This window comes from Streptomyces sp. NPDC003284 (assembly GCF_053589675.1).
In genome coordinates, this window is record NZ_JBSFSI010000010.1 from 76,745 (window position 1) to 97,987 (window position 21,243).

At 74.9% G+C, this 21,243-nt stretch carries 18 protein-coding genes and 1 tRNA gene; 10 read left to right on the forward strand and 9 right to left on the reverse strand.

Translation table 11 applies throughout. From position 1 onward, the window contains the following. Window positions 1-67: 67 nt before the first annotated feature. Entirely contained in the window at window positions 68-1,450 is a 1,383-nt protein-coding gene (locus ACWDYF_RS21710; protein ID WP_389466048.1) for a sensor histidine kinase, read from the reverse strand. Then, window positions 1,447-2,151: a response regulator transcription factor gene (locus ACWDYF_RS21715; protein ID WP_018565657.1), complete on the reverse strand. Its 705-nt coding sequence runs from the start codon at window positions 2,149-2,151 to the stop codon at window positions 1,447-1,449. Before ACWDYF_RS21715 ends, ACWDYF_RS21710 begins: the two co-directional genes overlap by 4 nt. 130 nt (window positions 2,152-2,281) lie before the next feature. On the opposite strand from ACWDYF_RS21715, the gene ACWDYF_RS21720 reads away from it, so the two are divergent. After that, on the forward strand, window positions 2,282-2,893 hold the full coding sequence (locus ACWDYF_RS21720) for a hypothetical protein (RefSeq protein ID WP_389466044.1): 612 nt from the start codon (window positions 2,282-2,284) through the stop codon (window positions 2,891-2,893). A 43-nt stretch (window positions 2,894-2,936) separates the two neighbouring features. Here the strand turns inward: ACWDYF_RS21720 and ACWDYF_RS21725 are convergent, their stop codons facing one another. Together ACWDYF_RS21725 and ACWDYF_RS21730 are read right to left on the reverse strand one after the other, a co-directional pair. Continuing rightward, window positions 2,937-3,806 carry a spermidine synthase gene (locus tag ACWDYF_RS21725; RefSeq protein WP_037896881.1) on the reverse strand — a complete coding sequence of 290 codons (870 nt, stop codon included), beginning with the start codon at window positions 3,804-3,806 and terminating at the stop codon, window positions 2,937-2,939. A gap of 118 nt (window positions 3,807-3,924) precedes the next feature. Further along, on the reverse strand, window positions 3,925-4,335 hold the full coding sequence (locus ACWDYF_RS21730; RefSeq protein ID WP_389466041.1) for a hypothetical protein: 411 nt from the start codon (window positions 4,333-4,335) through the stop codon (window positions 3,925-3,927). 284 nt (window positions 4,336-4,619) lie between these two features. On the opposite strand from ACWDYF_RS21730, the gene ACWDYF_RS21735 reads away from it, so the two are divergent. Continuing rightward, window positions 4,620-6,122, forward strand: coding sequence for a hypothetical protein (locus ACWDYF_RS21735; RefSeq protein WP_389466038.1), 1,503 nt, complete (start codon window positions 4,620-4,622; stop codon window positions 6,120-6,122). 112 nt (window positions 6,123-6,234) lie between these two features. Here ACWDYF_RS21735 and ACWDYF_RS21740 read toward each other — a convergent pair whose 3' ends face one another. Further along, window positions 6,235-6,831: a histidine phosphatase family protein gene (locus tag ACWDYF_RS21740; RefSeq protein WP_381742898.1), complete on the reverse strand. Its 597-nt coding sequence runs from the start codon at window positions 6,829-6,831 to the stop codon at window positions 6,235-6,237. Between the two features lie 223 nt (window positions 6,832-7,054). Here ACWDYF_RS21740 and ACWDYF_RS21745 point away from each other — a divergent pair, with 223 nt between their 5' ends. The 7 genes from ACWDYF_RS21745 (at window position 7,055) to ACWDYF_RS21775 (ending at window position 13,619) form a co-directional block, all read left to right on the forward strand. After that, on the forward strand, window positions 7,055-8,020 hold the full coding sequence (locus ACWDYF_RS21745; protein ID WP_381742897.1) for a phosphatase PAP2 family protein: 966 nt from the start codon (window positions 7,055-7,057) through the stop codon (window positions 8,018-8,020). Beyond that, the gene (locus ACWDYF_RS21750) at window positions 7,971-9,158 is read left to right on the forward strand and encodes a hypothetical protein (RefSeq protein ID WP_018565650.1); all 1,188 of its coding nucleotides are present in this window, start codon (window positions 7,971-7,973) and stop codon (window positions 9,156-9,158) included. The genes ACWDYF_RS21745 and ACWDYF_RS21750 overlap by 50 nt, the downstream gene beginning before the upstream one ends. After that, window positions 9,149-10,762 carry a hypothetical protein gene (locus ACWDYF_RS21755; protein WP_389466034.1) on the forward strand — a complete coding sequence of 538 codons (1,614 nt, stop codon included), beginning with the start codon at window positions 9,149-9,151 and terminating at the stop codon, window positions 10,760-10,762. The genes ACWDYF_RS21750 and ACWDYF_RS21755 overlap by 10 nt, the downstream gene beginning before the upstream one ends. Beyond that, on the forward strand, window positions 10,759-12,138 hold the full coding sequence (locus ACWDYF_RS21760) for an AAA domain-containing protein (protein ID WP_389466031.1): 1,380 nt from the start codon (window positions 10,759-10,761) through the stop codon (window positions 12,136-12,138). The genes ACWDYF_RS21755 and ACWDYF_RS21760 overlap by 4 nt, the downstream gene beginning before the upstream one ends. 238 nt (window positions 12,139-12,376) lie before the next feature. After that, complete coding sequence (locus tag ACWDYF_RS21765) at window positions 12,377-12,751, forward strand: hypothetical protein (RefSeq protein ID WP_018565647.1); 375 nt, start codon at window positions 12,377-12,379, stop codon at window positions 12,749-12,751. Window positions 12,752-12,880: 129 nt separating this feature from the next. After that, window positions 12,881-13,555, forward strand: a complete 675-nt coding sequence (locus ACWDYF_RS21770) for a bifunctional DNA primase/polymerase (RefSeq protein ID WP_389466028.1) — start codon at window positions 12,881-12,883, stop codon at window positions 13,553-13,555. Beyond that, a tRNA-Lys gene (locus tag ACWDYF_RS21775) sits at window positions 13,546-13,619 on the forward strand. Before ACWDYF_RS21770 ends, ACWDYF_RS21775 begins: the two co-directional genes overlap by 10 nt. Before the next feature lie 114 nt (window positions 13,620-13,733). On the opposite strand, the gene ACWDYF_RS21780 is transcribed toward ACWDYF_RS21775, so the two are convergent. Beyond that, complete coding sequence (locus ACWDYF_RS21780) at window positions 13,734-15,101, reverse strand: M6 family metalloprotease domain-containing protein (RefSeq protein ID WP_389466025.1); 1,368 nt, start codon at window positions 15,099-15,101, stop codon at window positions 13,734-13,736. Window positions 15,102-15,586: 485 nt separating this feature from the next. On the opposite strand from ACWDYF_RS21780, the gene ACWDYF_RS21785 reads away from it, so the two are divergent. Beyond that, the gene (locus tag ACWDYF_RS21785) at window positions 15,587-17,719 is read left to right on the forward strand and encodes a putative bifunctional diguanylate cyclase/phosphodiesterase (protein WP_389466022.1); all 2,133 of its coding nucleotides are present in this window, start codon (window positions 15,587-15,589) and stop codon (window positions 17,717-17,719) included. A gap of 37 nt (window positions 17,720-17,756) precedes the next feature. Here the strand turns inward: ACWDYF_RS21785 and ACWDYF_RS21790 are convergent, their stop codons facing one another. From ACWDYF_RS21790 to ACWDYF_RS21800, 3 genes are all read right to left on the reverse strand, one after another. Next, window positions 17,757-18,854: an LLM class flavin-dependent oxidoreductase gene (locus tag ACWDYF_RS21790; protein WP_381742888.1), complete on the reverse strand. Its 1,098-nt coding sequence runs from the start codon at window positions 18,852-18,854 to the stop codon at window positions 17,757-17,759. Between the two features lie 130 nt (window positions 18,855-18,984). Continuing rightward, a complete protein-coding gene (locus ACWDYF_RS21795; protein WP_381742887.1) occupies window positions 18,985-20,139 on the reverse strand; it encodes a glutathione-independent formaldehyde dehydrogenase in 1,155 nt (384 codons plus the stop codon). A gap of 235 nt (window positions 20,140-20,374) precedes the next feature. Beyond that, window positions 20,375-21,106, reverse strand: coding sequence for a maleate cis-trans isomerase family protein (locus ACWDYF_RS21800; RefSeq protein WP_381742885.1), 732 nt, complete (start codon window positions 21,104-21,106; stop codon window positions 20,375-20,377). Between the last annotated feature and the right edge of the window lie 137 nt (window positions 21,107-21,243).

The window sequence follows — 21,243 nt, forward strand, 5'->3', positions numbered from 1 at the left end:
TCCGGCCCTCGCCCGGCCCTCCTCGCCCCACCACGCGGCGGCTGTCTCTATCGCGCGGCGGCTCGCCCTATCGCGTGGCAGCGCGGCGGCGGCCGCGCACCGTGCCCCGGTGGCCCGTGCCCCGTACGGGACGGCGGCCGTCCAGTTGCAGCCAGAGGCGTATCTCCGTGCCGCCGAGCACGGAGGAGCCGATCCGGACGTCGCCGCCGGTGGACTCCGCCAGGCGACGCACGATGTCCAGGCCCAGCCCGGTGGAACCGTCGCTCCCCGAGCCCCTGCCGCGCAGCATGGCCGCCGCCGGGTCGGGTATGCCGGGGCCCGCGTCGGAGACGAGCACGATCACCGCGTCCTCGGCGGTGTGCACGTCCACCGCGAAGGCGGTGCCCTCGGCGGTGTGCCGGAAGACGTTGCCGAGCAGGGCGTCCAGGGCTGCGGCGAGGTCGGCGCGGGCCACCGGGATGCGCACCGGCCGCTCCACCCCGGCCAGCCGCCAGGTGCGGCCCTCGTCCTCGGCGAGCGCGGACCAGAACCCCATCCGCTCCCGGACCACCTCGGCCGCGTCACAGCCCGCGCCCGCACCCGGTCCGGCCGCCGCCGTGCGCGGCTTGGCCTCGCGTGCGGTGCGGATGATGGTGTCGACCTCGCGCTCCAGCTGGGCGACGGCGGCCCGGGTCTGCTCGGCGGCCGGTCCGTCGCCGAGCGAGGCGGTGTTGAGCCGCAGCACGGTCAGCGGGGTGCGCAGCCGGTGGGACAGGTCGGCGGCCAGTTCCCTCTCGTTGGCGAGGAGCTGGACGACCTGGTCGGCCATGGAGTTGAACGCGACGGCGGCCCGGCGCAGTTCGGGTGGTCCGTCCTCCGGGACCCGGGCGCCCAGTCTGCCCTCCCCCAGTTCGTGCGCGCCCTCGGCGAGCCGACGCGCGGGCCGCACCATCCGCACGCCGAGCCGGTCGGCGACGGCGACCGAGCCGACGATCAGCGCGGCACCGACCCCGGCGAGCACCGCCCAGGCCGTGCCCACGCCGTTGCTCACCTCGGCCTCGGGGACGTAGACCTCGACGACCGCGATGGCACCGGAGTTGAGCGCGACCGGCTGGAGCAGCGCGGATCCGCCGGGCACCTGGGTGGTGGAGGCGCGGCCGAGCCGCCGTACCGTGGCGATGTCCGCGGCGGCGGACCGGTGCCGGCCGATGTCGACGGGAGCGCTGCCGCCGGTCGTCGGCAGGTGCACGGCCATCCGGCCGTCCGAGTCCGCCGAGGCGACGACCCGCTCAAGTTGTTCGCGGTCGGTGGTGATGGACAGGGCGGGGGCGACGGCGGCCGCCTGGCGCTCGGCGTTGGAGAAGGCGCGGTCGCGGGCCATCTCCTTGACGACCAGGCCGAGCGGGACCGCGAAGGCGACGACGACCATCACGGTGACCGCCAGGCAGACCTTGACCAGGGCCCATCTCATCGGTCCGGCCCCGCTCCGGGCGGCTCCAGCTTCACGCCCACCCCCCGCAGGGTGTGCAGATACCGGGGGCGCGCGGCGGTCTCGCCCAGCTTCCGCCGCAGCCAGGACAGATGGACGTCGATGGTCTGGTCGTCGCCGTAGGACTGCTGCCACACCTCGGCCAGCAGCTCCTTGCGGGCCACCACCACGCCCGGCCGCCCGGCGAGGAAGGCGAGCAGGTCGAACTCCCTGCGCGTCAGGTCGAGCCGCGCGCCGTCCAGCTCGGCCTGGCGGCGCAGCGGGTCGACGGTCAGGCCGCCGACGCGGATGACGGTGGGCCGCGCGGTGCGGTCGGGGCCCGAGCGGACCCGGCGCAGCACGGCGGACATGCGGGCCGACAGGTGCTCGACCGAGAAGGGCTTGATCAGGTAGTCGTCCGCCCCGTCGTTGAGCAGGCGGACGATCTCCGCCTCGTCGTCCCGGGCGGTGGCGATGATGACCGGGACATCGGTGATGCCGCGCAGCATCTTCAGGGCCTCGGCGCCGTCCAGATCGGGCAGTCCGAGGTCCAGGACGACCACGTCGAAGCGGATATGGGCGACCTCGCGCAGCGCCTCCAGTGCCGTACCGACGCTGCGCACGGTGTGCGAGGCGTCGGTCAGATGCCGGATCAGCGCCGAGCGTACGAACTGGTCGTCCTCGACCACGAGCACACTTGCCATGCGCCGCACCGTACGCCATACCGGCGGGGCCGGTGCGCGCCTGTGGACAACCATCCGGGAGGCCCCCCATCTGTGGACAACTGCCCTCCGGGGCACACCGCGGAGACGCCGGTGGGGGGCGTGCGGCAGGATGGCCGCGATGCTCAGAGGATTCGTACACGTACTGGCGTGGTCGCTGGCGACGAGCGCGGCGGTCACGCTGTCGTGGTGGGGTGTCCACACGGTGCTGGCGGGCACCGCCTACGACCCGCCGCGCGCCCTGCCCATCACGGCGGGTGACGCGGATGCGCGGGAGTCGCGGCCGCCGGGCTCCGCGACGCGGCGTCCGTCGTCGGCGCGCCCGTCCGCGCCGTCGGCCGCGCCGTCCCGCACCCCGTCGGCGCCCGCCCCGAGCGTGTCGCGTTCCGCGCCGCCCGAGGGCACCGGCGACGCGTCCGCGGCTTCCTCCGACGCGCCCGGCGCGGCCGGAGGTCCGGGCGGCGGCGACGGCTCCGGGGCTTCCGGCGGTTCGGGGGGTTCCGGGACGGTCAAGGGCTATGACACCGAGGGCGGACGCGTGGTGTTCGACCTGGACACGGCCTCCGCGAGCCTGGTCTCGGCGACGCCGGGCACGGGCTGGTCGATGCAGGTGTGGAAGACGGCGAGCTGGATCCGGGTCGAGTTCACCTCGGGCGAGGACCGGGTGTCGGTCATCTGCTCGTGGCACGACGGGCCGCCCCGGGTCGAGGTGGGCAACTACTGACCCGCGCACCCCTCTTACGCCGCCTGCCGTCCGGCGCCCGGTGTCAGCGAAAGACGGACGGCGGCGGGGCCGGTGAGGCGACGGCCGCCGCGTCCGTGACGGGGGCGGCGCCGCCGGTGAAGTCGGTGAGCGCACGGCCGTGTTCGACCCGGCCGGGGTGCGGGTCCGAGGCGGCGCGGCGGGTCAGTTCGGCGATCGGCAGCGGCCGGTCGCAGGCGACGAGGACCGCGTTGCCGAAGCGTCTGCCGCGCAGGACGGCCGGGTCGGCGACGAGCGCCAGTTCGGCGAACCGGGCGGCGGCGGTGGCGATCTGGCCCCGCAGATGGGCGAGCGGCGGACCGTCGGCGAGGTTGGCGGCGAAGACGGCACCGGGTTTCAGCGCCCGGCGGACCTCGTCGAGGAACTCGGCCGAGGTGAGGTGGGCGGGGGTGCGGGCGCCGCTGAACACATCGGCGATCACGAGGTCGGCCCATCCGTCGGGCACCTTGGCGAGCCCTTCGCGGGCGTCGGTGGAACGCACCCGGATACGGGCGTTGGCGTCCAGCGGCAGTTCGCGCCGCACGAGGCCCACCAGCGCGGCGTCCCGTTCGACGACCTGCTGGGTGGAGCGGGGGCGGGTGGCGGCGACATAGCGGGCGAGGGTGAACGCGCCGCCGCCGAGATGGACGGCGTGCACCGGCTTGCCCGCGGGGGCGGCGAGGTCGATGACATGGCCGATCCGGCGCTGGTACTCGAAGGAGAGGTACGCCGGGTCGTCCAGGTCGACGTGCGACTGCGGTGCCCCGTCGATCAGCAGCGTCCAGGCCCGCGCCCGCTCCCGGTCGGGGACGAGTTCGGCGAGACCGCCGTCCACCTGTGCGGCGACGGCTGCCGTGCTCCCGCGCTCGCGCCGGGGACTCCTGGACCTTCCCATCCCCCCATTGTCGCAAGGTCCGGCCGAGCGGACCGGGCGGCCCGGCCGAGTCGGAGTCGGAGCGCACCGCACCCGCCCTACGCCGCACCCGCCCTACGCCGCACCCGCCGCGGGCTCGTCAGCAGCAGCTGTCCGCCGCCGCGATCATCCGGGCCGCCTCGTCCAGGGCGCGGCGCAGCACGGCGGGGTCGGTCGCGAGGTCGGACTCCTCGGGCGGCAGGAGCCAGTCCGAGCCCTCCACGGGCGGCTCCGGGGCGGTGCGCAGACCGCGGCCGTCCGTCTTGGTGCAGGTGCTGCCCGGTACGTCCCAGCCCGCCGCGGTGCCCGCCGGGACCACGAATCCCAGCGTGTCGCCGCCGTCGTCGTGCAGGACGGGTCCCACCGCCTCCTCCGCCTCGCGGCGCAGGATGTCGACCGCCTCCAGACCCTGCCGGGCCGGTACGGTCACCAGGTCGCAGTCGGCCCCCTGTGCCGACGGCGACGGCCGACGATCGGCGCTCCCCTTGGTCCGCGTCCCGGACTCCACCACGGATACCCCTCCTCGTGCGCGAGCGGGTCGGGAGTCGGGCGGCTCCCGGTTCACGGGGTACAACGCGGCGGGGTCGTCAACGGCTACGGCCGAAGTCAGCCACAAAGGATGGCACTTCATGGCAGATCACGGATGAGATATCCGGTTTGTAGCCAAACACTGCGTGGCGGGCCGGACACAACCGGTACGTTCTTGCCCGTCGGAAAAAGGGAGTCACCGGGGCAACCCGGGCAACTCCCCTCGGTTCCGGCATGGTTCGACGGTTCGCACGAGAGGGCCCGGCCATGGCGTCGTCAACGGTGACCTCGTCCCCGTCCCCCCGGCCACCGCGGCCGAACCTCGCCTTCCGGCGGCTGCGCGGACAGCGCTCCCCGGCCGAGTTCGCCGCGGCGGTGCGGCGTGCCGCCCGCGAGATCGGCGAGCGGGTCAGCTGCGACGCGCGCTACATCGGCCGGGTGGAGGCGGGCGAGATCCGCTGCCCCAACTACGCGTACGAACGTGTGTTCCTGCACATGTTCCCCGGCCGTACCCTCGCCGACCTGGGGTTCGCGCCCCGCTCGTCCGTGCGCGGGCGTGCCGCGCGCGCCCCGGGGAGCGGCGACGCGCCCCCCACGCACACCGAGAGCCCGGCCCGCGCGCCACTGGAGACGACCGGGGCGCCCCGTCCGCACCACCAGGATCACCGGTACCACCCGCACGGCCTGTACGCCCCCTACGACCCGCACGACGAGCAAGACCCGAACCACCCGCACGAGGACCACGAGGAGAGCGACGTGCTGCGTCGCGCATTCATGACCCGCGGGGGCGCCACGATGGCCGCCGCCTCGCTGGGCCCCCTGGGGCTCGCCCTCGACGCGTCGGCCGCGGACCGCCCGGTCCGCCGCGCCGGTGCGAGCGAGGCGGGCGCCGTCGAAGAAGCCGTCCGCCGGATCCGGCTGCTCGACGACCGGCACGGGGCGGACGGCCTCTACCGGCGCGCGGCGGCTCCGCTGCGCGCCGCGTACGCGCTGCTCGACGCCGGCGCCACCCGGCGGGCCACGGCCGACCGGCTGCACGCGGGCGCCGGTGAACTCGCCATCTCGGTGGGCTGGCTGGCCCATGACTCGGGCCGCTTCGACGACGCCCGCTCGCACTACGCCGAGGCGCTGGCCACCGCCCGGATGACCGGGGACGCGGCCGTGGAGGCGCACGCCTTCTGCAACACGGCGTTCCTCGCGCGCGACGCCGGACGGCCCCGGGAGGCGGTGCGCGCCGCGCAGGCGGCCCAGCGCGCCGCCCGCGAGCTGGGCTCGGCCCGGCTGATGTCCCTGCTGGCGCTGCGCGAGGCGGGCGGCTGGGCGGGGCTCGCCGACCGCACCGGCTGCGCGCAGGCGCTCACGCGCGCGCAGGCGCTGTACGGGCGGGGCCCCTCGGACGCCGATCCCGAGTGGATGAGCTTCTACGGCGAGGCGGAGCTGGCGGGCCTGGAGGCCCAGTGCTGGTCGACGCTGGGCGACTGGCCGCGCGCGGCCCGGTACGCGCTGCGGGCCGCCCGCCTCCAGGACCCGCACTTCACCCGGAACATCGCGCTGTACACGGCGGAGCTGGCCGACGACCTCGCGCGCGGGGGACGTCCCGACGAGGCGGCGGCGGCCGGGATGCGGGTCCTGGACCTGCTGGACCAGGTGCAGTCCTCACGGATCCAGATGATGCTGGCCGGGACGGCACGGGTGCTGCTGCCGCACCGCCGGGCGAACGGCGTCTCGGCGTTCCTGGAACGCCACGCGAGCACCCCCAGGACGGCGTGAGACCGGCCACACGGCACCCACGCGCGCGTGGGTCTGGCACCACGCCCCGCGCGCACCGCACACGAGCGGTCGGCGGGCGTCCCGGCACCGCGCGGCGGCTCGGGCGGGCGTCCTAGCCCTCCAGGTGCCCCACGTCGTTCCAGCTGTGCAGGACCGGTTCGCCGTAGGCCCAGTCCAGCACCGAGAGCGAGGTGGGGCTGAGGCGCACGCGGGCGGCGAAGTCGAGCGGCAGGCCGAGCCAGCGCGCGCCGATCGCCCGCAGGATGTGCCCGTGCGCGAAGACCAGCACGTCGCGGTCCTCGGCGCGGGCCCAGGCCACCACCTCGTCGGCGCGGTCCCGCACCTCGCCGGGCGTCTCCCCGCGCGGGGCGCCGTCGCGCCACAGGAGCCAGCCGGGGGCCTCGTCCTGGATCTGCCGGGGCGTCATGCCCTCGTAGGAGCCGTAGTCCCACTCCATGAGCGTGTCCCAGGCCGTGGCGCGCTCGCCGAAACCGGCCAGTTCGCACGTCTCCCGCGCGCGCACGAGCGGGCTGGTGCGGACCTCGATGCCCGGCAAGCCGTCGAAGGGGGCCCGGTGCAGCCGCTCGCCGAGCAGCTTGGCGCCGCGCCGGCCCTCCTCCAGGAGGGGCACGTCGGTCCTGCCGGTGTGCTTGCCGGACAGCGACCACTGGGTCTGCCCGTGCCGGGCCAGCAGGATGCGCGGTGCCATGAGGAGCCTTTCCGGGAAATAGTGAGATCTTCGGACGGGGGTTTCCATCATCGCGCACCCTGTGCAGGGGCAACCCGGCGGGCGGCCCTCGCGTCTTTGAGGGCCGGGGCGCCCCGCGCAGGCGGGCGCATACACCGTAAAGTGGCACGACCGGCCGGGGACCACCGGAGATCACCGGGCGCCGCAGCGACGACAAGAGCGACCTGAAGGGGGAGGGCATCGGATGCCGCAGACCGAGGCACCGGCACGTGCACCGCGCGCCGAGGCGCCCCCGCGGACCCGGCCCCGCTGGTGGACCGAACTGCCGCTGATCCTGCTCGTGTACGGCTGCTACTCGGCCGGGCGGCTGCTGGTCCGCGGTGACGTCGCGGGCGCCGTCGACCACGGTCTGTCGATCCTGCACATCGAGAAGGTGCTGCGGATCAACTTCGAGCACCCCCTGAACCGGCTGTTCACCCGCGAGCCCTGGCTCGGCGTCCCGGCCGACTTCTGGTACGCGTCCCTGCACTACGTGGTGACGCCCGCGATCCTGGTGTGGCTGTTCCGGCGGCGCGCCGCGTCCTACCGCACGGCCCGCACCTGGCTGATGACGTCCACGTTCATCGGACTGATCGGCTTCACCCTGCTGCCGACCTGCCCGCCCCGGCTGCTCTCGCCCGGTCACGGTTTCGTGGACACCATGGCCCACTACAGCTCGTACGGCTGGTGGGGCGGCGACGCCAGCGCGCCGCGCGGCATGGGCGGCATGACCAACCAGTACGCGGCCATGCCCAGCCTGCACGTCGGCTGGGCGCTGTGGTGCGGCGTGATGCTGTGGCGCCACGGCGGCACCCGCTGGGCGAAGGCGGCCGGTGTCGCCTACCCGACACTGACCGCGATCGTGGTCATGGGCACCGCCAACCACTACTTCCTCGACGCGGTCGCGGGCGTGGCCGTGATGGGCGTCGGGCTGCTGCTCGCCCCGTACGTGCTGCGCGCCGCCGACCGGGCCCGGACGCTGCTGGCCGCGCGGGTCCCGGCCCTGGCGGGCCGCCCGGACGGCGCGGGTTCCCCCGTTGTCAGTGGCGAGTGCCAGACTTCGGCGGGTGAGCGAATTCCACGGCAGCGCGAAACACGGTTCGGTTCCGGAGCCGAGCCGGGTGCCTCCCCCCAGGACACCGGGGACGGCGCTCCGGCAGCAGCTCGCTGAGCTGCGCGGCCCCGGCGTACCGGCCCGTGCCCTGGACGCCCGCGCGCTGGCGGCCCTGGCCGCCAACCCGGGGTGCAGACGGCGCGCGATCCTGGACGGCGCGGGTGTGGACAAGACGGCGCTCGCCGGCGCGCTGGGCGCCCCCTCCGCGTTCGGCCAGTCCCAGTTCGCCCTCACCCGGGGCAACGCGTTCGAGGCGCGGGTCAAGGCGGACGGCGGCGCCGAGCTGCTGCGGCTGGTGCACCGGCGGCTCGACCCCGGCGCCGAGCCGCCGCACGAGGCGCGTGTCCCGGACCTGACCGCCGTCGGCCCCGAGGGACGCGCGGCGCGTACGGCGCTGGCGCTGCGCGAGGCCACCGCGGCGGGCGCCTGGACGCTGCTGGACCACCCGATGCTCGCCCTGGACGTGGCGGGCTCCCCCGCCTTCCTGGAACCGGACGCGGTGGTGGTGCACCCCGACGGCGCCTGGACCGTCGTGGAGATCAAGTCGTTCCCGATGCTGGACGGCTCCGCCGACCCGGCGAAGGTGGGCGCGGCGGCCCGCCAGGCCGCGGTGTACGTGCTGGCCCTGGAGGAGGTCGCCGCCCGGTGCTCCCCGGACGGGGCGCCGCCCCCGCGCGTGCGGCACAGCGTGCTGCTGGTGTGCCCCAAGGACTTCTCCAACCTGCCCGCCGCCTCCGCCGTCGACGTGCGCAAGCAGCGTGCGGTGACCGCCCGCCAGCTGGCGCGGCTGACCCGGTTGCAGGACATCGCCGACCTGCTCCCCGAGGGCGTGTGCTTCTCCCCCGAGCTGCCCGCCGAGCGGCTGACGGCGGCGGTCGAGGCGGTGCCCGCCGCCTACGCGCCCGAGTGCCTGGCCGCCTGCGAGCTGGCCTTCCACTGCCGGGCCCGCTCCCGCGCGCACGGCGCGGTGACCGCCCTGGGCCGCTCCGTCCGCGCCGAGCTGGGCGGCCTGGAGACCGTCGAGGACGTGCTCGCCGCGGCCCACGGCGAGGCGGGCGAGCCGGACGACCCGGCGGTGGCCGCCCTGCGCCGGGCCGCGCTGCTGCGGGCGGAGGCCCTGCGGGACCACCCGCGCCCGGCGCCCGCGCGCCGGACCGCGGCCGCCGACGAGCGGCGGGGGGCCGCATGTCGCTGATCGACACCCTCGCGCGCCTCCAGGCGGTGCACGACGGCCACGCCCAGCCCGCCGCGACCGTCCGGCACCGGCATCTGTCCGGGCGGCCCCTGGTGCTCGTGCCGCTCACCACCGCCGGTGAGGCGGGCGCCCCGCTCGGCGCGCTGGTCGGCACCGACCGGGACGCGCCCCGGCTGCTGGCCGTGGCGCAGCCGCGCGACCGCGACCTGCGGTTCGCGTTCCTGGCCGAGCTGGCGGACGTCGTCCTGCCCTACCTGGACTCCTACGCCGACGTGGTGGAGGCCGCCGAGCGCACCGAGACCGACCCGGAGACCGGCAAGCGGGTCAAGGTCGAGACCGAGCTGTGCGCGGACGCCCCCCAGCTGATCGTGCCGAGCCGCGCGGGCCTCGACTTCGTACGGCTGCTCGGCCGCTCCATGCGCTTTCGCCGCACCGCCGAGCAGGACCCGGAGACCCCGTATCCGGCGCCGCCCCGGGTGCCCCTGCTGGGGCGCTGGCTGACCCACTTCGGCGAGCGGGCCCGGGTGCCGGGCTCCTCGCTGCTGCTGGCCCTCAGCGACGTACTGGCCCGGCACTGGACCACCGGCCAGTCCGCCCTGGAGGACCAGCACCTGGGAGCGCTGCTCGCCTGGATCGACCCGCCGGACGGCCTCTCGGGCGCCGAGGCCGCGCTGCGCGCCGAGCTGGAGCGGGACGCGGCCGGGCAGCTGCTGTGCCCGCCCGCCGGTCCAGCCACCGACCCGGCCTTCGACAACAAGCTGCTCGCGCCCGCCATCGAGCGCTACGACCGCGCGCGCGGGGAGCTGGCCGCGGCGGCGGACGGGCTGGAGGCCGACGACCGGCTCGCCGCGCTCACCGCGGCCGAGCGCCGCGTCCACGAGCTGGTCCTGGGCTGCGCCCTGCCCACCTGGGAGAAGGTCTGGCAGGGCCTCGACCTGCTGCGGGAGCTGCCTCAGGGCGCGCGCGTGGCGGAGCGGTGGACGCGCGACCGCTGGTCGTTCACCGGCCATCGCGACCGGGTGCTGGCCGGGGAGCCGCCGCAGCCGCGCCGCGACGACGCGGTCACCGCGGCGAACAAACTGGCGGCACGCGAGCGCGAGCAGGCCCGCCTGGACGCCCAGGAGGCACTGGACGACCCGCTGGTCATGGCGGGGCGGCGGCTGTCCGGGGAGGCGTTCGCCGGGGAGGTCACCGATGTGACCATGGCGTACAGCGAGGGCAAGCGGCCCAGCCCGCGCCCGCTGGTCACCGTGCGCACCGACGACCGTCCGCATCTGGCCGAGCGGGTCAAGGTGTACCGCTCGCTGGACGGCAGGCCGCAGTCGGCGCAGTGCGTGGCCGTCGAGGAGGCCGAGCAGGCCGGGGCCGACGGGACGCTGGTGGTGCTGCGGATCCTCGACAAGATGGGCCGCGGCAAGGAGCCGGAGGCCGGTTCGGTGCCGCAGAAGGGCGACCGGGTCTGCTTCACGCTCTTCGAGCACGAGCAGCGCGGCGGGGCGAAGCTGCCCGACCCGGAGCAGACCCCGTGGACGCACGGCGGGCCGCCGGGTGAGGAGAGCGCCGCCCAGGCCCCGGACCCGGTGACCGAGGAGGACGTCCTGTGACCGCCCCCGCCGAGGAGACCTCCGCCGCGTCCGGCGCCCCCGGGCCCGGCCTCGACCCCGGCGCGGCGGCCGCCCGCGCCACCGAGGCGATCCTCCGCGACACCCTGCACGGCACGCACCGCGGCGTCGTCGTCGACTCCCCGCCGGGCGCCGGGAAGTCGACGCTGGTGGTGCGCGCCGCGCTGGAGCTGGCCGCCGCCGGACGGCCGCTGATGGTCGTGGCGCAGACCAACGCGCAGGTCGACGACCTGGTGGTACGGCTCGCGGAGAAGGAGCCCGAGCTGCCCGTGGGGCGGCTGCACAGCAGCGACTCCGACCCGTACGACAAGACACTCGACGCCCTGGAGAACGTCCGCACGTCCGCCAAGGCGGGCGACCTCGCCGGGCTGGACATCGTGCTGTCCACCGCCGCGAAGTGGGCGCATGTGAAGACCGACGAGCCGTGGCGGCACGCGATCGTCGACGAGGCGTACCAGATGCGCTCGGACGCGCTGCTGGCCGTGGCCGGGCTGTTCGAGCGGGCGCTGTTCGTGGGCGACCCCGGGCAGCTGGACCCGTTCTCGATCGTCGGGGGCGAGCAGTGGGCGGGACTGTCGTACGACCCGTCGGCCTCGGCGGTGACGACACTGCTGGCGCACAACCCGGAGCTGCCGCAGCACCGGCTGCCCGTGTCGTGGCGGCTGCCCGCGTCGGCGGCGCCGCTGGTGTCCGACGCGTTCTACCCGTACACGCCCTTCCGCAGCGGTACGGCGGCCGGGGAGCGGCGGCTCGGCTTCGCGGTGCCCTCGGACGGCTCGGGCCCCGACCGGGTGATCGACGAGGCCGCCGAGTCCGGCTGGGGGCTGCTGGAGCTGCCCGCGCGGCACACTCCGCGCACCGACCCGGAGGCGGTGCGGGCGGTGGCGGCGGTCGTGGCGCGGCTGCTGGAGCGCGGCGGCGCGGCGCTGTCCGAGCGGTCGCCGGACGAACCGGTGCCGCTGACCGCCGGCCGGATCGCGGTCGGCACCGCCCACCGCGACCAGGCGGCGGCCGTCCGCGCGGCCCTCGCCGCCCTGGGCGTCACGGACGTGACCGTGGACACCGCCAACCGGCTCCAGGGCCGCGAGTTCGACGTCACCGTCGTGCTCCACCCGCTCTCCGGCCGCCCCGACGCCACCGCCTTCCACCTGGAGACCGGCCGCCTGTGCGTGCTGGCCTCCCGGCACCGGCACGCCTGCATCGTCGTCTGCCGCGCGGGCGTGAGCGAACTCCTCGACGAACACCCCTCCACCGACCCGGTCCAGCTCGGCGTCACGGTCAAGTTCCCGGACGGCTGGGAGGCCAACCACGCGGTCCTGGCCCGCCTGCGCGAGCACCGGGTGCCATGGAGACCCTGAGCCGCAGGGGCGCGTGCCCTGGAATCCCTGACCCTCGGGGACAGGTCCCCTGGTGACCCTGAGCCTCGGGGGCTCCCCGGGCGGGTGAGGCGGGAACATCCCGTGGGGGCGGGGGCTTGAGAAGGTCCGGGGATGGGCAGCGAGCACCCGTCCCCTTGCGCACACGCGAGAGAATGGAGGGTGGCCCGCCACGAGGACGGCGCCACCCGAGACCGTACGAGTACGAGGAGGAGAAGACATGGCGGAGCCCACGCCGCGTCGGAACGAACCGCGGCTACGCCCCGCGCCCCTGCTCTTCGAGCCCGTGGCAGCCGCCTCCGACCCGGAGCACTTCTTCGACCTGGAGTCGATCGACGATCCCAGGACGCTGCTGGAGCGGGCGACCGAACTGACGACGGCGTTCCGCGCGGCGGCCGACCGGGCGGTGGAGTTCCAGGCGATAGCGGCGGCCCAGCTCGCCGACCCCCGCCGCTTCGACCGGCTGAAGCCCGCGGACATCGCCGAGCGCGCCCAGTGGACCGAGGACTACGCCCACAGGATGGTCGAGTTCGGACGGGATCTGCTGCGCGGCGCCGAGGACAGCGTGCACGCGAACCCGGCCGACCCCCTCTGATCCCAGCCGCTCCCGGCCGGACCCGCCCTGGCATATGCCCGCGGGGCAAGATACGCCCCGGGCCCCCGCCCTGTCCCGGTTTCCGGCAACTGTGCGCGAGGAAACCCTCACGGTCGGTAGACGTGAGACATGAGCCTCACAGAAACGTCTCTCTTCGCCGACCGGACCGCCGCCGCCGGTCTCACCGACCTCAACGACCGCGCCGACCTCACCGGCGCCACCCACGCCACCCGCGTCACCGCCGACGGGGCCGGCTGGCTCGCCTCGGCCGGGCCGTATCCGCGCAGCACCCTCGCCCACTGGCGCGAACAGCCGGACGCACCGGTCGTCCTGCCCTGCGGCACCGCCTTCGACGTGGTCAGCGTGCCCGCGGTCTTCGGCCGCCGGATGCTGGACCGGCTGTGGGAGGAGGGGCCCGGCTCCGGTCCGGTGGCCGTCCATCGCGGACGGATGCTGCTGTTCGCCGCGCCGGGCACCGCGCACCGGCTGCCGTCGCTGCTGGAGTGGGAGGACTTCGGCTCCCGGAGCCCGGCGGCCGGGCGGGGCCGCGCGGACGGCGTCCCGCCACTGCTGTGCCACGGCAACGGCGACGCGGTGACCGTCCCGGCACCGGTCGGCGGCCCCGGGGGCCCGCACGCCGCGTCCCGCTGGCTGGTCGCGCCGGACACCCGGCGACCGTGGCTGCCGGGTCCCGAGATCCTGCTGTGGGCGGCCGTCCGGGCGGCCCGGTCGGCCGTGCGGATTTCGATTTTTCCTCCCCCCGATCAGGATGCTAAGGTCTACGACGTCAGCAGGCGCCGCTAGCTCAGTTGGTTAGAGCAGCTGACTCTTAATCAGCGGGTCCGGGGTTCGAGTCCCTGGCGGCGCACAATGACGATGGCGAGTCTCGCCCACGGAAACGTGGACAAGGCTCGCCATCTTCGTTCCTCCGCGACCACGTCGCGCATGGCGGGTGCTCCACCACCCTCACCCCGCACCCCCCTCAGCCCTCGCTCTCCAGAGCCGGGGTGATGCTCACGGTGTACGCCCCCGAGGCCGTGCGGTCCTCGACCTCCACCCGGACACCGTCGCCGGGCACGGTGAAGCTCTCCCCCACGCCGATCGGCGCGTCGGCGAGCGGCGGATAGACGGAGGTGTGCGCGCACGCCCCGGTGCGCGGATGGGCGTCGATCACCTGGACCGCGCCGCCGCCCGACTCCGTGTCCCCCCGCACCCGGTACACCAGTACGCCCTGCCGGCATCCGGTGAGGTCGTTGCCGACCGAGGAGCGCGCCTCGACGGCCAGCACCTGGTCGCTCCCGGTCCGCACCACCGCGAGCTTGGTGCCGCCGCCCAGCCCGAACGGCGCCGCCCCGGGCACGTCCGACGACTGCCCCATGTCCGGCGGCTCCGCCGCCACGGGCGGCCCCGCGGCGGCCGGCCCCGCCTCCACGGGTTCCAGGGTCAGCCGGGTCGGCCCGGTCCCCCGTACGCACACGACCTGGCGCGGGTCCAGCCAGCCGAGCTTCCACTTGTGCCAGGCGAACAGGTCCGGTGAGAGCGCGAACTGGCTGCCCATCAGGTCCCAGTCGCCGACATAGGTGTCCCAGTCGCCCTTGCCGTCGGCCGGCCGGTGGTACAGGTCCGGCAGGTCGAAGACGTGCCCGGTCTCGTGGGCGAGGACCAGCCGGTCCGGCGGATGCCGTTCGAACACCGTCACGACCCGCCGGATGTCCGTGCCGTCCGCCCGCAGCGGGGTGTTGAGGTTGACGACCTTCGTGGCGTCGGAGTCGACACCGGGCGCGTCCGGGTCGGCGACCAGATAGACGATGTCGTAGCGGGAGAAGTCGACCTGCGGGTCGGCGGCGGCGACGGCGTCGCGCAGATAGGCGGCCCGGTCCCGGACGTCCCAGTCGCGGTGCATGGCGTACGCCGTGGACGGCCGCGGCATCCGGATCCAGTGCCTGAGCGGATGCGCCCGGAGCGTGAACCTGCCGTACGACGCCTGCGCGTAGAAGCGGCTGGTGGCCGGGAAGTGGTCGGCGGCGAGTTCGGCCGGGGTGGTGAGCGGGGCGGCGTCCGGGAAGGACAGGAAGATCATCACGGCGTCGAGCGGTCTGACCGGCCGGGTGTAGGAGGGGTTCCAGGTGTCGACGCCCTCCGAGTGGTGGGCCGCGGTCCGGCGCAGCGCGCAGGGGGCGGCCGCGAAGGGCTCGGCGACCGAGGGCCCGCTGAGGATCGAGGTGGCGGCGACCGCCGAGAGGGTGGTGAACACGGCGGCGGTGCTGCGCAGTCGGGGGCGCGTCCCCGCGCGGCTCAGCGCCTGGAAAGCGTCACGGCCGAGCGCTTTCAGGGGGAGCTGACGCGGCACAGGGACCTCCGGGTGCGGTTCGCGGGGACACCGAACCCAGCCTGTGCGAGTTTGGAGAGGTACGCCCTGTTTGTCTGCACCGGAAGGGTGAGCGCGAGCGTGCGGGACGCGAGTTCACGAGATACGGAGCCGTAGCGGCCGTGACGGGGATGACACCCCCGGACCACTCACGGAACGTCACAATCGGTCGTCCTTCTGAAGAACCTGCCCAGGTGTGGGCAGAAACGATCTGTCAGAAAGGTCGTCCATCCGGCGGAACCGGCAAGTGGCTGGAAGGGGCCCCGCGCCAGCATCTATGATCGGCACACTTTCCTGGCACTTCCTGCGCGGACACGGGCCCGGCGGCCGATCCCCACCTGGCCGGCCACCCGACGAGACCGATACGAAGAACGAGTGCACTGCGGGAGCGAGCGGTGAGCGGAACGTCCGAAGGGCCGACGCCCGCGGCAGACTTCATGCGGCCGAAAGTCACACAGAGTGATGTTATGAAGGCTCCGGGTACCGACCCGGGCAGCTGCGGCCCGGACACCGGGGCCACGGCCGGGCCGAACGGCGGTCACGGCACCGCCCTGTCCACCAGGGCCCCCGCGCCCCCGCCCGCGCCCGTCCCCATCCCCGGCGTCACCCCCGTCCTCAGCCCCGGCGTCACCCCAATGGCGGAACCGGTCCCCGCCGGGTCCGGATTCGCCGGGCCGGACCAGTCCCCCTCCACCACCCCGTCCCCCCCGTCCCCCTCCGCCGCCCCGCCCGCCCCGTCCGCCCCGCCCTTCCGGTCGGCCTTCGGTGCCGCCCCGCTCGCGATGGCGGTCGTCGACCGCGACGGCCTGGTCGTCAGCGCCAACGACACCTTCGCCGCCCTGGTCGGCGCGTCCGCCGCCGACCTCGCCGGACAGCCCGCCGCCGATCTGGTGGAGCTCGGCTCCGACGCCCGCACCTGGCAGGCGTACCGCGAGGTGCTGCGCGGGCGGCAGGCCCGGCTGCGCTGCACCCGGCGGCTCAAACAGGCCGACGGCCGCTCGCTGTGGGCGCAGGTCACGGTCGCGCCGCTGCCGCCGGAGAACTGCCCCGCGAACGCGCCCGGAGCCGCGCCCGGCCGCTCGGACGGCGGCTCGGACGGCGCCCCGCCGGAGGTCCGCCCGGACGTCCCTCCGGGTGTGCTGCTGTCGATCGCCGACGTCAGCGCCCGCCGTGAACTGCAATCCCGGCTGCGGCATCTGCGGATGCACGACCCGGTGACCCGGCTGCCCAACCGCACCCTGTTCTTCGAGCGCCTGTCGGCCGTGCTGGAGGCGGACGCGTACGACGGCGGCGGGACCGGCCGGATCGGGCTGTGCTACCTGGACCTCGACGGGTTCAAGGCGGTCAACGACACCCTGGGGCACCGGGTCGGCGACCGGCTGCTCGCGGCGGTGGCGCGGCGGCTGACCGGCTGCGCGGACGAGGCCGGTTCCGGCCGGGGCAGCACCCCGCTGGTGGCCCGGCTCGGCGGGGACGAGTTCGCGCTGCTCGTGGAGGACTCCACCGGCACCGAACAACTGGCCGATCTGGCCGAGTCGGTGCTCACCGCGCTCCAGGCGCCGTTCGAGGTCGCCGGGCGCCTGCTGTCGGTGTCGGCGTCGATCGGCGTGGTCGAGCGGCAGGCCGCCGGGACGTCGGCGACCGCCCTGATGCAGGCCGCGGACACGACCCTGTACTGGGCGAAGGCCGACGGCAGGGCCCGCTGGACCCTGTTCGACCCGGAGCGCAACGCGCACCGGATGACCCGGCAGGCGCTGGTCTCCACGCTGCGCGCGGCCGTGGAGCGGGGCGAGTTCACGCTGGAGTACCAGCCGCTGGTCGCCATGGAGGACGGGCGGCTGCGCGGGGTGGAGGCGCTGGTGCGCTGGCGGCACCCGCAGTTCGGGGTGCTGACGCCGAATCGGTTCATCGCACTGGCGGAGGAGGACGGTTCGATCGTGCCGCTGGGCCGCTGGATCCTGGCGACCGCCTGCCGCCAGGCCCGCCGCTGGCAGCTCGACCACCCCGACGAGCCGCCGATCTTCGTCAGCGTCAATGTCGCGGTCCGCCAGGTGTGGGACTCCGACCTGGTCGCGGACGTGGCCGAGGTGCTGGCGGAGACGGGGCTCGCACCGGGCCTGCTCCAGCTGGAGCTGACCGAGTCGGCGGTGATGGGCTCGGCCGGGCGGCCGCTGGAGGCGCTGCGGGCGCTGAGCGGCATGGGTGTGCACATCGCCATCGACGACTTCGGCACCGGCTACTCGAACCTCGCCTACCTCAGCCGGCTGCCGGTGTCGGCGCTGAAGCTGGACGGCTCGTTCGTCCGGGGCTTCCAGTACGCGGAGCGGGAGGCGGTCCGGCCTGCCCTCGCGGACACCGGGACGCCGGAGGCGGGCGCGGAGCCCGCGAGCCCGGCCGACGAGGTGATCGTCGAGGCGATGATCCAGCTCGCGCACCGGCTGGGGCTGACCGTCACCGCCGAGTGTGTGGAGACCACCGACCAGGCCAGCAGGCTGCGCCGCATCGGCTGCGACACCGGGCAGGGCTGGCTGTACTCCCGCCCGGTGTCACCGGACCGCATCTCCGAGCTGCTCGGCGGCCACGCCTGCGGCCGCCGGTAGCCCCCCGGCGCCCGGCACGGGCTGGGCTCGGCTCGACTCAGGCGCGGGGCAGTCCATAGGCGTCCGCGATGAGTTCGTAGCTGCGCAGCCGTACGTCGCCGCTGTGCGCGTTGCTGGTGATCATCAGCTCGTCGGCGCCGGTGCGCTTCTGGAGGTCGTCGAGGCCGGAGCGGACCTCGTCGGGCGTGCCGTGCACGACGTTGGCGTTCCAGGACGCGATGAAGTCCTGCTCCATCGGGCTGAACTCGTACGCCTCCGCCTCCTCGGGCGTGGGGACGAGTCCCGGGCGGCCGGTGCGCAGCCGGACCATGTTGAGCGCGGCGGCCAGCACCTGGCGGCGGGCCTCGCGCTCGTCCTCGGTGGCGAGGGCGGCGACCCCGATGAGGGCGTACGGGGCGTCGAGCACCGCGCTGGGCCGGAAGGACTCGCGGTAGAGGTCGAGCGCCGGGACGGTGTTCTGCGCGGAGAAGTGGTGGGCGAAGGCGAAGGGCAGGCCGAGCATGCCGGCCAGCCGGGCGCTGAAGCCGGAGGAGCCGAGCAGCCAGATGGGCGGCCGGTGCGGGGACTGCACCCCGCCGGGCGAGGTGGCCTGGACGGGGCCGGGCACGGCGTGGATACGGCGGTAGGGGTGGCCGTCCGGGAAGTCGTCGTCCAGGAAGCGGGTCAGCTCGGCGAGCTGCTGCGGGAACTCATCGGCGCCTTCGCCGAGGTGGTCCGTGCGGCGCAGGGCGGCGGCGGTGGCGCCGTCGGTACCGGGAGCGCGGCCGAGGCCGAGGTCGATGCGGCCGGGGGCCATGGCCTCCAGGGTGCCAAACTGCTCGGCGATGACGAGCGGGGCGTGGTTGGGCAGCATGACGCCGCCCGAGCCGAGGCGGATGCGCTCGGTGTGGGCGGCGAGGTGGGCGAGGATCACGGCAGGTGAGGAGGAGGCCACTCCGGGCATGGAGTGGTGCTCGGCGACCCAGAGGCGGTGGTAGCCGCGGCTCTCCGCCAGCCGGGACAGGGCCACACTGGTGCGCAGCGCCTCGGTGGCGGTGTGGCCGGCGCCCACCGTCACCAGGTCCAGGACGGAGAGGGGTACGGGCGCGCTGCCGTGCCGCTCGCCTCGGATCTCGTCTGCCGCCTCTGCCGCCACGGGGTGCCTCCTGCTGGTTGGCCGTGCTGGTTCCTCCGGGCGACAACAGGAGACGGTCCCCGCTTGTTCCCCCTTCCCCTCAGATCCCCTCAGACCCGTCCCTCCGGAGGGGGCGGCCCGGGGGCGGGGCTCACGCGGCCAGGGCGTGCCCGGGGTGCAGGACGACCTTGGTGTAGCCCTCGACGCGCTGGTCGAACTTCTCGTACGCCTGCGGTGCCCGGTCCAGGGGCAGCTCGTGCGAGACGACGAAGCTGGGCCTGGCCCGCCCGGCGATGATCAGATCGCGGAGCTGGCGGTTGTACTGCTTGACGTTGCACTGGCCGGTGCCCATCCGCTGCCCCTTCTCGAACATCTTGCCGATGGAGACCAGCAGCTGGCCGTGCTTGGCGTGCTCGTCGGGCCCGCCCGGGTCGGAGGGGACATACAGGCCCGGTATGCCGAGCATGCCGGTGGGCCGTACCGTCTCGACCAGGGTGTTCAGGACGACGGCGGGCTCCTCGTGGCCCACGTCCTTGTGCGACTGGGCCTGGTAGCCGACGGCGTCCACGCCCTTGTCGGTGCCCTCGCCGCCCGTCTGCTCCTTGATCTGCTCGGCCGGGTCGCCCCGGGTGAAGTCGATGGGGATGGCCCCGATCTCCTCCGCCTTGGCCAGCCGCTCGGGCACCCGGTCCACGGTGAACACCTTGGACGCGCCGCGCAGCAGCGCCGAGTAGGCGGCCATCAGGCCCACCGGCCCGGCGCCGAACACCGCCACCGACTCACCCGGCGTGACCTGGGCGAGTTCGCAGCCGTGGTAGCCGGTCGGGAAGATGTCGGCGAGCAGCACGAAGTCGGTCTCGAACTCGTCGCCCGGCGGCAGCTTCAGACAGTTGAAGTCGGCGAAGGGCACCCGCAGGTGCTCGGCCTGGCCACCGGTGTAGGGGCCCATCGCGACATAGCCGTAGGCGCCGCCGGCGAAGCCCGGGTTGACCGTGAGGCAGAACCCGGTCTTTCCGGCGAGGCAGTTCTTGCAGAACCCGCACGCGACGTTGAACGGCATGACGACCCGGTCGCCCTCGGCCAGCGAGGTCACGCCGCTGCCGGTCTCCTCCACGACGCCCAGGTTCTCGTGGCCGAAGACGATGCCCGCCTTCGCGGCCGTGCGGCCCTCGTACATGTGCAGGTCGGAGCCGCAGATCGCACTGGACGTGATGCGGACGATCACGTCGTTGGGGTGCTGGATCCGGGGATCGTCGACGTCGCGCACCGCCACGTCGAAGGGCTTCTCGTAGACGACGGCTTTCACCTTCGGTCACCTCCGCGTCATCGCTCCACGACGGCGGCGACGGCGGCCCGCCTCCGGGGCGGGGCACGCGGGCAGGGGCGCACGAGCACAGGCGGGCGGGTGCCGCCGGTCCGTGCCTGCGCCGGACCCGGGGCGTTCTCGCTGCACCGCCGGACACTTCCAGGTAACGCCTCGGCGCGGGCGGCCGCAAGCGCGCCCGCCCTTCTCACACCTTTCCGCCGGATGCCCGCCGACCTCATACCTGGACGATCGGTTCCCGGGTGAACAGCGCGCCCAGGTCGGGGGCGTTGACACGGCGGTCGGTGAGCCGCAGCCCCTCCCAGACGGTCACCTGGTTCGCGGTGAGGACGGGCTTGCCGAGGTGCTTCTCCAGGGCCATGAGGTGGGAGGCGGTGTGCAGGGCGGTGTCCGGCAGCAGCACCGCCTCGGCCCGCGCGGTGTCGGCGGCGCGGGCCAGGGCGAGGACCTCCGGCTCGCCCCAGGCCGCCGCCTCGGCGGCCGAGCGGCAGCCCGCGCTGTGCGCGGCGGCCACCTCGACCTCGCCCGCGCGCAGGAAGTCGGCGAAGAGGGCGGTCACCTCGTCCGGGTAGGTGGCGGCGACGGCGACGCGCCGTACGCCGATCTCGTGCACCGCGTGCACGAAGCCGAAGGAGGTGGCGGAGGCGGGCATGCCGATCGCCTGTGCCAGGGCGCGCACCTGCTGGTGGGCGCCGTCCCAGCCGGCGGTGAAGCCGCCGCCGGTGCCGGCCCACACCGCAGCCTCGGCGCCGGACAGCCGCAGTTCCTCCGCGCCGCGCGTCAGCTCCTCGACGGGCCGGGCCGTGCGCGGCACGTCCGTCCGGTACGCGTCCTCGTCCTGCGGGGTGTGGACGAGGTCGACCCGGATGTCGCTGCCCAGGAGCTGTTCGATGCGCGGATAGTCGTCCTCGGCGAAGTGGCCCGGGTAGAGGACTCCGAGTGCGGTCATGACCAGCCTTTCTGCTGTGTTCGCGGGCGTCGTCGGCCCTGCCGGGGCCCGCGTCCGGTGCCGTTGCCCGGTCGTGGCCCCGCCAGGGTCGCCTCTCCGGGTACCCAGGAGGGGCCGTGTTTTCCTTCGCATAAGTT

Coding starts and splice junctions, on each gene's coding strand:
- ACWDYF_RS21710 (WP_389466048.1), bottom strand. CDS start 1,450: ATGAGATGGGCCCTGGTCAAGGTCTGCCTGGCGGTCACCGTGATGGTC.
- ACWDYF_RS21715 (WP_018565657.1), bottom strand. CDS start 2,151: ATGGCAAGTGTGCTCGTGGTCGAGGACGACCAGTTCGTACGCTCGGCG.
- ACWDYF_RS21720 (WP_389466044.1), top strand. CDS start 2,282: ATGGCCGCGATGCTCAGAGGATTCGTACACGTACTGGCGTGGTCGCTG.
- ACWDYF_RS21725 (WP_037896881.1), bottom strand. CDS start 3,806: ATGGGAAGGTCCAGGAGTCCCCGGCGCGAGCGCGGGAGCACGGCAGCC.
- ACWDYF_RS21735 (WP_389466038.1), top strand. CDS start 4,620: ATGGCGTCGTCAACGGTGACCTCGTCCCCGTCCCCCCGGCCACCGCGG.
- ACWDYF_RS21740 (WP_381742898.1), bottom strand. CDS start 6,831: ATGGCACCGCGCATCCTGCTGGCCCGGCACGGGCAGACCCAGTGGTCG.
- ACWDYF_RS21745 (WP_381742897.1), top strand. CDS start 7,055: ATGCCGCAGACCGAGGCACCGGCACGTGCACCGCGCGCCGAGGCGCCC.
- ACWDYF_RS21755 (WP_389466034.1), top strand. CDS start 9,149: ATGTCGCTGATCGACACCCTCGCGCGCCTCCAGGCGGTGCACGACGGC.
- ACWDYF_RS21765 (WP_018565647.1), top strand. CDS start 12,377: ATGGCGGAGCCCACGCCGCGTCGGAACGAACCGCGGCTACGCCCCGCG.
- ACWDYF_RS21770 (WP_389466028.1), top strand. CDS start 12,881: ATGAGCCTCACAGAAACGTCTCTCTTCGCCGACCGGACCGCCGCCGCC.
- ACWDYF_RS21785 (WP_389466022.1), top strand. CDS start 15,587: ATGAAGGCTCCGGGTACCGACCCGGGCAGCTGCGGCCCGGACACCGGG.
- ACWDYF_RS21800 (WP_381742885.1), bottom strand. CDS start 21,106: ATGACCGCACTCGGAGTCCTCTACCCGGGCCACTTCGCCGAGGACGAC.